This is a genomic window from Rheinheimera nanhaiensis E407-8, from assembly GCF_000296695.1.
In the GTDB taxonomy this organism is placed as follows: Bacteria; Pseudomonadota; Gammaproteobacteria; order Enterobacterales; family Alteromonadaceae; genus Alishewanella; species Alishewanella nanhaiensis.
Window position 1 is genome coordinate 1 of the sequence record NZ_BAFK01000001.1, and the last position, 13049, is coordinate 13049.

Here is a 13049-nt window from a genome sequence, read left to right on the forward strand (position 1 = left end):
TGCTCAAGCCATAGAGCTTGACCCCGGTGTGCTGGCCATTCGTATTTACTGGACTGTATTTGCCAATAGACAAGCTGTTTATGAAATGTATGAGCCGCATGAATATAAAGATAAACTACCTGCACAACAAATTCAGTTATTTTTGGATGACAATATACCAGTGCAGTTGCTGCGGAATGAGGGCACTTTATATAATTATGAATCTTTTGTCCGCTCCGGTTTCCGCTATTTTCCTCATACTGCGCCTTCACAGACTGAGAGTATGTGGCAGCAAACCTATTCTGAGTTTTATAACCGGATCTTTTTAAGCAGTGATATTGAAGATAAGGCGACAACAAGTACCCTCAACCGTTACAAACGAAACATGGTTTCAGGCGTTACCGCTCTAGAACTTGCTGGTGGTTTGTTTAACGCCCCTTTTGCCATCTTCCTGTATATTGGAGATAAACCAGCCAGCGCAGAGATCATGGTTCCACAACAGGATCTGGCAGCACGTTCAACAGAAAACTACGACCCAACACTGTTTTTCCGAGTTCGTGTACCGAACGAGCTGACGCCCGTACTAAACCAACCGTATCGGCAAGAATAGACCATCAGTATGGAACCCCAACCAATACTAACAGCACGCATAACACTGCCAATAGCAGCAGAGCCCGAATTTACCCAACCGATTAGCTGGGGTTAACATTATGCGTTTTGTCTTGCTACTGTTGGTTACGTTAGCCAGCATAAGTTGCTCTAAGCCCGAACCCGCTAACCTTAGTGTCGCTAAGCAGCAAGTTAAACTTGGCGAACACGACCCTAAGCAGTACTCGCTGCTAAATGAGCAAATGGTCTACAACCACCGGATAGCAATAGTGCAAAAAAACAGCGAAAGTAAAACTGCTTACCTAAAGCTTGTTACCGCGCTATAAGGCGGCGACAGCTGGATGGCGGAAGCAATTGACGTGATGATCGTTCACCATGCCGCAGGCCTGCATATGGGCGTAAATAATGGTTGAGCCAACAAACTTAAAGCCGCGCTGTTTTAAGTCTTTGCTAAAAGCATCCGATTCCGGGCTGGTGGCGCGGTAATCTGCCGGGCTGGCAATATGGTTTTGCTGCGGCTTACCGCCAACAAACTGCCATTGGTAGTTGCTAAAGCTACCAAATGCCGCCTGCACTTCTAAAAAGCGCGCAGCATTGTTAATGGCGGCGGCAATTTTTAACCGGTTGCGGATAATGCCGGGGTTTTGCAGTAATTCTGCCGCTTTAGCCTCGTCAAAAGCCGCCACTTTCACCGGGTCAAAGTTGGCAAAAGCAGCGCGATAGCTGTCGCGTTTTTTCAGCACCGTGTACCAACTCAGCCCGGCCTGAGCGGCTTCCAGGGTTAAAAACTCAAATAGTTTATTGTCGTCATATACCGGCACGCCCCATTCGGTGTCATGGTAGGCGACATAGTCAGGTTTGCTTAAGTCGACCCAGTGGCAGCGGCACGGTGTATTCATTATTGTTTCTCTGTCGTTGGCGGATTGGCTAAGTAATCCAGTGCTAAACCGGTAAGAGCCCGCACACCGTTAACTAAGGCATCTTCGTTTACATCAAACATCGGCGAATGGTTTGGCGGTACTTCACTCAGTGGCTTGCCTTCGGGGGAGATACCTAAAAAGAAGAATACGCCTGGAATTTGCTGTTGGTAAAACGAGAAATCTTCCGCGCCGGTTATCGGTTTAATTGGCGCGACACCTTTTTCGCCGGCCGCCCACTTCAGGCTTGGCATGGCCCAGTCGGTCAGCGTCGGGTCGTTCCAGGTAACAGCGGCAAAATTATGTACATGAAAATGTGCCTCGGCGCCGCTGGCTTTGGCAATATGCTCGCTGGTGTGCGCCATGCGGGCGATTAAGTCTTCGCGCATCTCGCTGTCAAAGGTGCGGATGGTGCCCTCTAATTTCACGTCGTCGGGAATAATGTTCCAGCGAATACCGCCATGTACCTGGCCAAACGACACTACCGCCGGTGCTTTGGTAACATCAATTTGCCGCGCTGGGATCAGGTTTATGGCGTTAATCAGCTGGCCGGTAACGTTAATCGGGTCTATACCGCGCCAGGGTGACGAGCCATGTACCTGTTTGCCTTTAACCGTAATTTGAAAGCTGTCAGCCGCGGCCATAATACCTTCAGTTTTTACCTGCAACTGACCAGGTTCGCCCGGCCAAACGTGTAAGCCAAAAATGGCCGACGGGCTGGGGTTGGCAAATAAACCTTCTGCCAACATCATTTTAGCACCGCCTTCTTCGCCGGCCGGTGGGCCTTCTTCAGCCGGCTGAAACACAAACATAATAGTACCGGCAATGTCGGCGCGTTGTTTGGCCAGTACTTCGGCTGCACCCATCAGCATAGCCACATGGGCATCGTGGCCGCAGGCGTGCATTACGCCGGTTTGCTGGCCGTTAAACTCGCTCACTACCTTTGACGCAAACGGCAAGCCGGTTTGCTCGGTCACCGGCAGGGCGTCCATATCAGCGCGCAGCGCTACCACTGGGCCGGGTTTGCCACCTGTTAAAATACCGACCACACCGGTATGGGCGATGCCGGTGCGCACTTCCAGCCCGAGTTTTTCCAGGTGTGCGGCTACTTTAGCCGCGGTGCGCACTTCGCGGTTAGACAGTTCCGGGTGCTGGTGAATATCACGGCGCCAGCTAATCACTTTGGGCATCACCTGTTCAATGTGTTTGCTTAGCTCAGTGCGTGATTCCGCTAAGACGACAGGGCTATGGAATAAGGGGAGGATTGCCAAACCTGTTTTTGTCAAACTTAGTAGTGAACAGCGCATAGTAGCTCCAGATAATGTGCATTGCGTAGTACCATAAGCGCCGGCAGCGAAAATGGCAATTGTTGCTGGATAATTGCCTTAAGCTTGGGTAATGTCAGACCAGTTGCTTACGCATAGGCTTAATACACATTAATGCAGTTACATATTCTCAAAGGCTATATTCAAAACATTTATCTGGTGCAGGAAGATGCGGGTTTATTACTGCTCGATGGCTGCAGCCGGGCGGATATTGCTACCCTATGTGATTACATTGAGCAGCACTTAGCCTTGCCGTTAAGCGCGCTAAAACTGATTATGGTTACCCATATGCACCCCGATCATGCCGGTGGCGCCCATAAACTGCGGCGCTTAACCGGTGCGCAAATTGCCTGCCACCCGAAAGCGCGGCGCTGGTATGCCGGTTTACTCGGGCGCACTGCGCATTTAATTGATGTTAGCCTGACCTGGTGGGTCGCCAACCGGCTGGGTAAGGCAAAAAAACATATCTGGTATAACCCGATTTTAAAGCCTGACCTGCTACTGCTGGACGGGCAATCGCTGCCGGGCTTTGCCGACTGGCAGGTGCTGTACACGCCGGGCCATACTGATCATGACCTTTCACTGCTGCATGTGCCGACAAAGCAGCTGTATATTGCCGATCTGATTGTCTCAGTAAAAAAACGCCTGGTGCCGCCATACCCGGTGTGCCACCCGAACCAGTATAAACAGTCATTAAAGCGGGTCAGTGACCTTGCGCCCAACCAGCTGTATTTTGCCCACCTGCCGCCCCGCGCGGCGGCGAGTATAAACTTTGACGCCATTTTGGCTCAGGCACCTACTTTACCGAAAAATCACTGGCATTCGATGAAAAATCGCATTTTGCACACACTGGGCCGGCAGACCAAGCAACACTGAGGCTATTGCTGCTTTTGTCGTGTTTGAACAACACTTGGTGAAAAGAATACGGTGTAATTGCCATTTACTACTGATAACGGATGGCTAACCATGCGCCTGCTTCTACTGTTACTGCTTTTTGTTTCCTGTTGTCTTCATGCTTTTAGCGCTAATGTGATGGCACCCTTGTTAGTGCAGGACAGAGATACTTTTCGTCAGCAGTTACAGATTGCCAAGCAGATAGGAGTTGAGGGTGTCTCTGTTGATGTTTGGTGGGGGCTGGTTGAAGAGCGCGGCGATCAGCAGTTCAACTGGCAATACTACGACGAAATTTTTGCCGACATTCGCGGCGCGGGCCTCAAAATTATGCCAATTATGGCATTCCATCAATGTGGAGGTAATGTTGGCGATGACTGTGATGTGCCATTGCCTGCGTGGGTTTGGCAACACTTTAGACCACAGGGGCTAACTATAGCTGACCTGCAATACCAAAGCGAGTACGGCAACCGGTCGGCAGAGACGCTGGCGCTTTGGGCTGACCCTTGGGCAATGCCACAATATATAGAGTTTATGAAGGCATTTGTCAGCCAGTACTCCGCCTTAGCTAAAGATATCAGCGAAATTAATATCTCTATGGGGCCGGCGGGTGAGCTGCGGTATCCGTCATATAACAGTCATGATGGCGGCCGCACCGCCTACCCAAGCCGTGGTGGCTTTCAGGCGTATTCTGCTCTGGCAGTAGCGGACTTTCGTACCAGCATGCAACAGCGCTATCAGCACATTGAGCAGTTAAACCTGGCCTGGCAAACGGCTTTTCGCAGTTTTGAACAGCTGGGACCGCCGCCAGATGCCGAAGCCTTTATAAAAAGTGGTGCCCAGTTTAATAGCGTCTACGGCCGCGACTTTATCAACTGGTATCACAGCGCCTTAGTGGCGCATGGCCAGCGTATGCTAGACGCTGCAGCAGTAGCCTTTGATGGCGTTTTTAGCCAGACAGCGCTGGGCTTTAAAATTCCGGGCATTCACTGGCAAATGACGTCTACTGGCAATTTTGCCCGTAGCGCTGAACTTGCCGCAGGGCTGATTGACAGCCAGCAAGAGTACTCGGCGGAGAATGGTTATGGTTATCAGCAGATCGTGGCACTAGCCGCTGAGTTTAGCCGTCGGAAACGCCCGGTAGTATTGCATTTTACTGCGCTTGAAATGGACAATAACGCCGGCGCACCCAGTTACTCGCTGGCAAAAAGCCTGGTGCAGTGGCTGGGGGCAGAAGCTGCGCGCCAGCAGGTCACATTAAAAGGTGAAAACGCACTGGCCGCTGGTGTTACCCACAAACAGGGCTGGGACAATATTGAAGCGGTATTTACCCGTGGCCATTACAGTGGCATTACCGTGCTGCGAATACAGCAGGTTACGAGTGGCGGTGTTGGCCAGCAGCGTTTCGAACAACTGATATCAAGACAAAAAGCCTTACTCCGATAGTCAATTGCCTGCTGCCGGTTGATGACTACCTTAGGATCAGCAAACTGCATTTGGCTTTGCTAATCATCGCCGTGGTGGTGCTGCCGACAATAAACTGGCGGATGCGTGAATGACCGTAGGCGCCCATGACCAGCAGATCAATATTATGCTGCTGCTGATACTGATGCAGCACGGCTTCTGGTTCGCCGCCAACAATGGCGACGGTAGTCATAAAACCGGCATTGCGTAAAATGGCAGCGGCACTTGCAATTAGTGCTTCTGTGGCGTCGGTGGTGGCTCCGGCCATCACCAGGTGCACCGGTAAGCCTTTGCCCAACGGGCTGGCGGCTAACATTTCCAGGCCTTTTAGTGCGGTGGCACTGCCATCATAGGCCAACATAATGCTGTTAGGCTCAGTGTAGCTTTGTTGGGTGAGTAATATCGGCTTGTGCAGGCTGCGGATCACCCGCTCAACATGCAGGCCCATATGGCCATGGGCATCGGCGCTGCTAAAGCCACGTTTGCCCAGTACCAGCAAGCGCGTCTCGTCTGCCAGTTCGGTTAAAGTATCTACCAGCTCACCGTGGCGTAAGCGCTCGTCTACGGCGCTTACGCCGGCCGCCTCAGCGCGCTCTTTGGCGGCATCCAACATAATACGGCCGCGTTGTAATGCCAGTTTGGCGTGCTGGGCATCCAACTCGGCCAGCTGGGCTAATAAGGCTTCCTGGCTGCCCAGACCAATACTGCCGCTAAAGTCGGTATGTACGGTTTTATGGCTGTTATCCAGCACATGTACTACCGACATGGCGACATTAAGTTTTTTCGCTGCCCAAACCGCATAGTCACATACCGCCTGGGCATAGGGTGAGGCGTCAATACACGCCAGTACTTTTCTGCTCATGTTGGATCTCCTAGTGGCCCATCAGTTTTTCTACTGCATCAGGGCGGTTGTGCATAGCAAATTTATCAACTAAGGTGGCGCTGGCGTCATTTAAGCCCAGTAACTGCACATCGGTACCCTCGCGGCGGAATTTCAACACCACTTTATCCAGTGAGCTGATGGCGGTGATATCCCAAAAATGCGCTTTGCTTAAGTCTATCGTCACTTTCTCTACCGCGTCTTTAAAGTCAAAGGCGTTAACAAATTGCTCACTGGAGCTGAAAAACACCTGGCCGACCACGGTGTAGGTTCTTTCGTGGCCATCTTTGGATAAGCTGGAGCCAATATACAAAATTTGCCCGACTTTGTTGGCAAAAAACAACGCACTTAACAGCACGCCAACGAGTACGCCATAGGCCAGATTATGGGTAGCAACTACCACGATCACAGTGGCAATCATTACCACCGATGAGCTTGCCGGATTTTTGCGCAGGTCTTTTACTGAAGACCAGCTAAAGGTGCCAATTGACACCATGATCATCACTGCGACTAACGCTGCCATCGGGATCATGCCAACCCATTGATCTAAAAACACCACCATCAGTAGCAGTAAGCTGCCGGCCAATAGCGCCGATAAGCGGGTGCGACCACCAGATTTCACATTAATCACCGACTGGCCAATCATGGCACAACCGGCCATGCCGCCAATTAAACCCGAGCCAATGTTAGCAATGCCCTGGCCAACACATTCACGGTTTTTATCACTTGAGGTGTCGGTAAAATCATCCACAATAGTGGCGGTCATTAACGACTCTAAAATACCTACAACCGCCAACGCTAGCGCATAAGGGAAGATAATTTGCAGCGTTTCCAGGTTAAGCGGCACATCTGGCCATAAAAATACCGGCAAGCTGTCGGGCAGTTCACCCATATCAGCGACGGTGCGGATATCAAGATTAAAATACACTGCTATAGCCGTTAGCACGATGATACACACCAGCGGTGAGGGGATTTTTTTCGTCACATAAGGAAACAGGTAAATAATCGCCAACCCCAGCGCTGTCATGCCGTACACGGTAACGGTGCCGTAGGTACCGCTTAGTTCAGGCAGTTGCGCCATAAAAATCAGAATCGCCAACGCATTAACAAAGCCGGTCACCACCGAGCGCGACACAAAGCGCATTAAATCGCCCAGTTTAAACAGGCCAAAGATAATCTGGATAACACCGGTGAGTAAGGTGGCTGCCAGCAGGTATTCCAGACCATGCTGTTTTACCAGGGTGATCATTAACAGTGCCATAGCGCCGGTCGCGGCCGAGATCATACCCGGACGGGCACCGGCAAAGGCGATAATCACACAAATAGCAAAAGAGGCATACAAACCCACTTTGGGGTCAACGCCGGCGATAATCGAAAAGGCAATAGCTTCAGGAATAAGGGCTAAGGCTACGACAATAGCAGATAGAACATCGCCTCTAAGGTTAGAGAACCAGTTCTGTTGAATAGCTTTCAACATAAAATATCCAATGAGTTAAAACACAGGGTAAACATAAACAACACAGCATAAATTGCACCTAAAGTTGCGCATCTCGTCGTTCTGCGTTGCCAACTGTCAACTTTACTAGCAATTAATTAAAGTGTTGCGTTGTTACACCGGCCCATCCTCATTGAATATGTGTTGCGTTAAAAAACAGGCGCGAAGTCTACACTAAACAGGCTGCCTTTTGTAGCTTTTAACCCAGAACGCTGTCTGCTAAGCCGGGGCAATCGAGCACAAAGGCGATTTTTTTCAGTGCTTTTTGCTCCAGTTGTAAGTCGGCCGCCAGCAGGCTTTGCTGTGTCAGCCAATCGGCAGGCAGCTGCAACTGCAGGTATTGCACACCGGCGGTGGCGGTCAGTTCCGGTAAAATATCGTCACGCCGCTTTTGGTTTAACAGCACCGCCAGGCGCAGCAGCACCAACAAGCAAACTACTTGTGGCAATTGGTATAGGCTGAACGTAGGTATGTCATCGGCGCGGATTTTACGCCGGTGAAAGCGTACCAGTGTCGCAACCAGCTGTTGTTGCTCCTGGTTAAAACCGGGCAGGTTGGCGTTTTGTAAAATGTAGGCTGAATGTTTTTGTACCCCTGACGAGTTAATGTGCAGGCCCACCTCGTACAAGGTGGCCGCCCAACCCAGCAATAACGCATCTTCATCGCTTAGCTGCCAACTGTTGCGCACCTGGCTAAACAGGGTTAAGGCGGTATGGCTTACCCGCTGAGCCTGCGCCATATCGACATCGTAACGCCGTTGCAGGCTGGCCACGCTGTGCTCGCGGATATCCAGATGCTGCAGCCGGTCGCTCATCTCATACAGCACACCCTCGCGCAGCGCCGCGTCGCAATACACCAGCTGCTCAATTTGCAGCAGGTTAAAGGCGGCAATTAAAATGGCTAAGCCTGAGCAAATCAGCAGCTTTCTATCATCAGTTAAGCCGGGCAAATCCAGCTGATAGCTGTTTTCCTGCGCCACCAGATGATCTTTCAGTGCTAACAAATGCGCGCGTTCAATTGCATTGTTGCTAAAACCCAGGCCCACAATAATATCTCGAATCGTTTTTACTGTGCCCGAGGTGCCTACAGCCTGTTGCCAGCCGGCTGCTTTAAAGCTGCTGATAATAGGCTCCAGCTCTTGCTCGGCTTGCAAAATGGCGCGGTTAAAGCGTTTTTCGCTGATACGGCCCTGCGGGAAATGCTGCATGGCATAACTGACGCAGCCCATATTGCGGCTGCTGAGCCGAAGTGGCTGCACGCCTTCGCCGATGGCAAACTCGGTGCTACCGCCGCCGATGTCTATCACCAGCCGGCGGCCGGAAAAATGCTCAAAATGCGCGACACCCTGATAAATAAAACGCGCTTCTTCCTGGCCGGAAATCACCTCGATAGGAAACGGAAACACCGCTTTGGCGCGGCGTAAAAAGGTAGCGGCATTACGCGCCCGGCGCAGGGTATAGGTTGCGATAACCCGCACCGACTGGGGCGCAAAGGGCTTTAAGGTGTCGGCAAATTGCGCCAACACATTCAGGCCGCGCTCTATCGCTTCTTCGCTTAACACCAACTGATCGTTTAAGCCCTCAGCCAGCTGCACTTTTTGCTTTTCGCGGTGCAGCAGCTGAATATCGCCGGCAATCACCCGGGCAATTACCATATGAAAGGAGTTTGAGCCCAGGTCAACGGCGGCCATATAGGCCTGCGGATGCGTTAAAGGCGATTCGGTGGTGTCGGTCATTCTTCTTGGCTATCAACCTGCTGTCGGCCCTGCATGCGGGCGAAGTAATCGTAGATCTGCTGCTGCGAGCGGATGCTGCGTTTATTGCCGCGTTTTACATAGGCATTGCTTTGTCTGGCATCAATAATACGTGCCTTTACGTTATCCCGCCACTGAATATCCAGCGTGTCCAGCACTTGCTGCTTCAGACGGATATCATAAATAGGTACGCCTACTTCGACCCGCTGGTCGATATTGCGCGTCATCCAGTCAGCAGAAGAAATATACACATCGGTCTCGCCGCCGTTATGAAACACATAGACGCGGGCATGCTCTAAAAAGCGGTCTAGTACCGAAATAATCTTAATATTCTGACTTTTACCGGCAATGCCGGGCATCAGTGAGCACATGCCGCGTACAATTATGCGTATTTTTACCCCGGCCTGGCTGGCGCGGTACAGCAGCTCGACAATTTGCTGATCGACCAGGTTATTTACTTTGAGGAAAATCTCAGCCTTGCGCCCGCTCACGGCAAAGTCTATTTCCCGCTGGATCAGCGCGGTTAGCCGCGAGCGGCTCCAGGTCGGCGAGACAATCAGGTGGTTAAACTGATAAGGCCGGTAGCTGTACTCAATAAATTCAAACACCTGGCCAATTTCGCCGGTAATTTCCTGATGGCAGGTAAACAGGCTCATGTCGGTGTAAATGCGGGCGGTTTTCTCGTTAAAGTTACCGGTACCGATATGGCCATACTGCACCAGTTTGCCTTTTTCCATCCGGCTAATCAGGCACAGTTTCGAGTGAATTTTCAGTGTGGTTAAGCCAAATACCACCTGAATACCGGCCTCGGTCATTTTGCGCGCCCAGTTGATGTTGTTTTCTTCATCAAAGCGGGCTTTAAGCTCAACCACTACAGTGACTTTTTTACCGTTACGCACCGCATCCAATAAAGAGTGGATCACCCGTGAATGTTTTGCTACCCGGTACATGGTCATTTTAATATGAGTCACTTTAGGGTCAAACGACGCCTGGCGCACCCACTCGGTAAAATAGCCAAAGTTATGGTAGGGGTAATACAGCAGAATATCGCCGGCCCGGATGGCATCAAAGCTGGTGGCGTACTGCTCAAATTCCGGGCTGTTAAGCGGCGGCATCGTCGGGAATTCCAGGCTTTGATGGCCGATATTGGGAAAGCCGATAAAGTCTTTAAAGTTACGGTAGCGGCTGCCGGGAATCAGCGAGTCAACCGAACTGGTGCCCAGCTGCTTGCTCAGCACTTTTAGCATTTGCTCCGGCATCGCCGCATCGTACACCAGGCGTACCGGCTCCGATTTTAACCGTTGCCGTATACCCTTGGACATCTTATCAATTAAGCTTTGGTCCAGCGTATCGCTGATATTGTACTCGGCGTCACGGGTTAGTTTTAACGAGTAAGCCTGAATGGCGTCAAACTCGAAAAAACCGCTGAACAAGTCGGCAATACAGTGCACGATCACATCGTCCAGCAGCAAAATTTGCCGCCGGTAATGGCCGTTTTTCTTGCGCGTGTTTAAGTGCAGCGGCAGCTCAATAAAGCGCGACAGCTCATTGGTAGGCACCTGCACTATCGCATATTCGGGTTTGCCGCTGCCGGTCATCTCGACCATCAGGTAGGTGGTGTTATCTTCCAGGGCTTTAGACAGGCTGACTTCATCGCCGGATAAAATCATCGGCGAGATATGTTTTATCACTTCACTGCGAAAGTAACTGCGTACCCAGCTTGATTGCAGCTCGGTTAGCTTAAAGTTGTCGATAAGCTCGATATTGTGCTTGCGCAGCTCCAGCTGAATGTCGAGGTAAATGGCATTAAAACGTGCGCCCAGCTCCAACACCTGCTGCTGAATATCCTGCATCAGATGTTCGGCATCTTCCTGCTCGCTGCTTTGATATTTTTTCAGCAAAATGCGCCGCTTGACATCGGCTACCCGCACACGGAAAAACTCGTCCATGTTGTTGGAGTAAATACCTAAAAAGCGCAGCCGTTCAATCGGCGGGTTACGCTCGTCGGCCGCTTCCTGTAATACCCGGCCGTTAAAGGCCAGCCAGCTTAATTCACGTGGATAAGTGGGAAATTCAGTGCCAACAGTGGTGTTGGGGTGTTCCATGGTCCAGCTCCCTGACTACAACTTAGGGTTACTCTATGGCAATTTTATGACAGCAAGATGAACGCCGCCGCTTAAACCGGGCAAAGCGGCGGCAATAGCGGCTTAAACGCCGGTTTCTACGTCTACCACTATGTCAGTGGCAATGGCTTCCAGTGCTTTTACCACTTCATCCCGGCTGACACTGGCGGGTAACTCTACCGTAGCAACGGCATTAAACAGCGGTACGCCCCAGTTGGGTGCACTTTGCTTGCTGCTTTCAAAATGAATAATGTTGGTGCCTTTGTGTTTAATCACCGATGACAGCTCGCGTACTATGCCGGGCCTGTCGTTACCGGTAATAACAAATTTCAGCTGTTGCTGCTCGTTTAACGCACTGGGGATACCGTGCTGAATTTTAATATCCAGATCGGTCAGCTGCTCCAGCGCTGCAGTAAGCGCTGCTAAGTCCTGCTCGGCGACTTCAATCTGCAAAATGCCGGCAAAGTAACCGGCCAGGTGGCTGAGGTTACTGGCCATCCAGTTACCATTGTGACGGCTTACCACAGTGGCCAGTTGCTCTACCAGGCCAGCTTTATCTTTACCTATTAATGTCAGTACTAACTGCTTCATTTAATTTCTTCCTGTAAAAACCTGAAACAACATCGCGGCGGCTACCCCGGATAGCGCTGAAAAAGCGTAAAAAGCCACCTGAGTGTAGCCGCCAGCCTGCAGTTTTTAAATGTATTGCTAACAATATTTGTAAATTTAACGGCTTAGCCTGCTACGGCCTGAAGGTGTTGGCGAAAAAATCAGTGGCCACCGCTGGTGCAAGGCTGGCAGTGGCGGGCGCTTTCTGCCTATACTTAGCGCATCATCCGGGGTATCAGCATTCGCCCGGTTAACTTACCGCAAACGGAGAGCGCAGTGGATAAGCTCAATTTAAGTAAACATATTTCCAGCTCCTTTAATGATGAAATTGACGAAGTGCTTAACCATGTGATGGCGATGGGTGGCCTGATTGAACAGCAGCTAAACAACGCGCTGATGGCGATTGCCAATGCCGATGTCGAGCTGGCACAGCGGGTCATCGACACCGACTTAAAAGTGAATGACTGGGAGCTGCAAATTGATAAAGAGTGCACCAGCATTATTGTAAAGCGCCAGCCGGCAGCCAGTGATTTACGCCTTATTATGGCCATTATGAAAACCATTGCTGATTTAGAGCGCATCGGCGATGAAACCCGCCGTATTGCAAGGGTCGCGCTGGAGTCGTTTAACAGTGAGCAGCAGGATTTACTGGTTAATCTGGATAATTTAGGCCGCCATGTTGGTCAGATGCTGCACGATGTGCTGGATGCCTTTGCCCGCATGGACGTAGAAACCGCCGTGGCCGTGCATCAGGAAGATAAAAAAGTAGACCGTGAATACGAGGCCATCACCCGTCAGCTGATGACGTACATGATTGAAGATCCACGCTCTATTCCAAAAATTATGAATGTGCTGTGGTCAGCCCGCTCACTGGAGCGCATTGGTGACCGCTGTAAAAACCTGGCTGAATACATCATCTTCTTTGTTAAGGGTAAGGTGGTGCGCCACAGCAGTGCGGAAAAACTGGAGCAAGAAGCACGCAGCTGATTTTTAAGCGGTTTTAT

At 50.9% G+C, this 13049-nt stretch carries 11 protein-coding genes; 4 read left to right on the forward strand and 7 right to left on the reverse strand.

Annotation, left to right across the window (positions count from 1 at the left end; translation table 11 throughout):
* Positions 1-589: hypothetical protein (locus tag RNAN_RS19195; RefSeq protein WP_040551332.1), on the forward strand; the 589-nt coding region annotated here is incomplete at its 5' end.
* A 319-nt stretch (positions 590-908) separates the two neighbouring features.
* Here RNAN_RS19195 and RNAN_RS00015 read toward each other — a convergent pair.
* A complete protein-coding gene (locus RNAN_RS00015; protein WP_008217443.1) occupies positions 909-1487 on the reverse strand; it encodes a DNA-3-methyladenine glycosylase I in 579 nt (192 codons plus the stop codon).
* A complete protein-coding gene (locus RNAN_RS00020; RefSeq protein ID WP_008217445.1) occupies positions 1487-2812 on the reverse strand; it encodes an amidohydrolase in 1326 nt (441 codons plus the stop codon). Before RNAN_RS00020 ends, RNAN_RS00015 begins: the two co-directional genes overlap by 1 nt.
* Positions 2813-2944: 132 nt before the next feature.
* On the opposite strand from RNAN_RS00020, the gene RNAN_RS00025 reads away from it, so the two are divergent.
* Both RNAN_RS00025 and RNAN_RS00030 read left to right on the forward strand, forming a co-directional pair.
* Positions 2945-3706 carry an MBL fold metallo-hydrolase gene (locus RNAN_RS00025; RefSeq protein ID WP_008217448.1) on the forward strand — a complete coding sequence of 254 codons (762 nt, stop codon included), beginning with the start codon at positions 2945-2947 and terminating at the stop codon, positions 3704-3706.
* A 90-nt stretch (positions 3707-3796) separates the two neighbouring features.
* Positions 3797-5167, forward strand: a complete 1371-nt coding sequence (locus RNAN_RS00030) for a family 14 glycosylhydrolase (protein ID WP_008217451.1) — start codon at positions 3797-3799, stop codon at positions 5165-5167.
* A 25-nt stretch (positions 5168-5192) separates the two neighbouring features.
* On the opposite strand, the gene RNAN_RS00035 is transcribed toward RNAN_RS00030, so the two are convergent.
* The 5 genes from RNAN_RS00035 to RNAN_RS00055 form a co-directional block, all read right to left on the reverse strand.
* Positions 5193-6047 carry a universal stress protein gene (locus tag RNAN_RS00035; protein WP_008217452.1) on the reverse strand — a complete coding sequence of 285 codons (855 nt, stop codon included), beginning with the start codon at positions 6045-6047 and terminating at the stop codon, positions 5193-5195.
* Between the two features lie 10 nt (positions 6048-6057).
* Entirely contained in the window at positions 6058-7542 is a 1485-nt protein-coding gene (locus RNAN_RS00040; protein ID WP_008217453.1) for a SulP family inorganic anion transporter, read from the reverse strand.
* A gap of 217 nt (positions 7543-7759) precedes the next feature.
* Positions 7760-9295, reverse strand: a complete 1536-nt coding sequence (locus tag RNAN_RS00045) for a Ppx/GppA phosphatase family protein (protein ID WP_008217454.1) — start codon at positions 9293-9295, stop codon at positions 7760-7762.
* Positions 9292-11418 (reverse strand): polyphosphate kinase 1, encoded by a 2127-nt coding sequence (gene ppk1 / locus RNAN_RS00050; RefSeq protein ID WP_008217455.1) that lies wholly within the window; start codon positions 11416-11418, stop codon positions 9292-9294. Before ppk1 ends, RNAN_RS00045 begins: the two co-directional genes overlap by 4 nt.
* Positions 11419-11520: 102 nt before the next feature.
* Positions 11521-12027, reverse strand: coding sequence for a glycine cleavage system transcriptional repressor (locus RNAN_RS00055; protein ID WP_008217456.1), 507 nt, complete (start codon positions 12025-12027; stop codon positions 11521-11523).
* A gap of 294 nt (positions 12028-12321) precedes the next feature.
* On the opposite strand from RNAN_RS00055, the gene phoU reads away from it, so the two are divergent.
* Positions 12322-13032: a phosphate signaling complex protein PhoU gene (gene phoU / locus RNAN_RS00060; RefSeq protein ID WP_008217457.1), complete on the forward strand. Its 711-nt coding sequence runs from the start codon at positions 12322-12324 to the stop codon at positions 13030-13032.
* Positions 13033-13049: the final 17 nt, after the last annotated feature.

What these genes read in the sequence shown, in the direction of transcription:
- RNAN_RS00040 (WP_008217453.1), bottom strand. Translation starts at nt 7,542, where the DNA reads ATGTTGAAAGCTATTCAACAGAACTGGTTCTCTAACCTTAGAGGCGAT.
- RNAN_RS00045 (WP_008217454.1), bottom strand. Translation starts at nt 9,295, where the DNA reads ATGACCGACACCACCGAATCGCCTTTAACGCATCCGCAGGCCTATATG.
- ppk1 (WP_008217455.1), bottom strand. Translation starts at nt 11,418, where the DNA reads ATGGAACACCCCAACACCACTGTTGGCACTGAATTTCCCACTTATCCA.
- RNAN_RS00015 (WP_008217443.1), bottom strand. Translation starts at nt 1,487, where the DNA reads ATGAATACACCGTGCCGCTGCCACTGGGTCGACTTAAGCAAACCTGAC.
- RNAN_RS00035 (WP_008217452.1), bottom strand. Translation starts at nt 6,047, where the DNA reads ATGAGCAGAAAAGTACTGGCGTGTATTGACGCCTCACCCTATGCCCAG.
- RNAN_RS00020 (WP_008217445.1), bottom strand. Translation starts at nt 2,812, where the DNA reads ATGCGCTGTTCACTACTAAGTTTGACAAAAACAGGTTTGGCAATCCTC.
- RNAN_RS00025 (WP_008217448.1), top strand. Translation starts at nt 2,945, where the DNA reads ATGCAGTTACATATTCTCAAAGGCTATATTCAAAACATTTATCTGGTG.
- RNAN_RS00030 (WP_008217451.1), top strand. Translation starts at nt 3,797, where the DNA reads ATGCGCCTGCTTCTACTGTTACTGCTTTTTGTTTCCTGTTGTCTTCAT.
- RNAN_RS00055 (WP_008217456.1), bottom strand. Translation starts at nt 12,027, where the DNA reads ATGAAGCAGTTAGTACTGACATTAATAGGTAAAGATAAAGCTGGCCTG.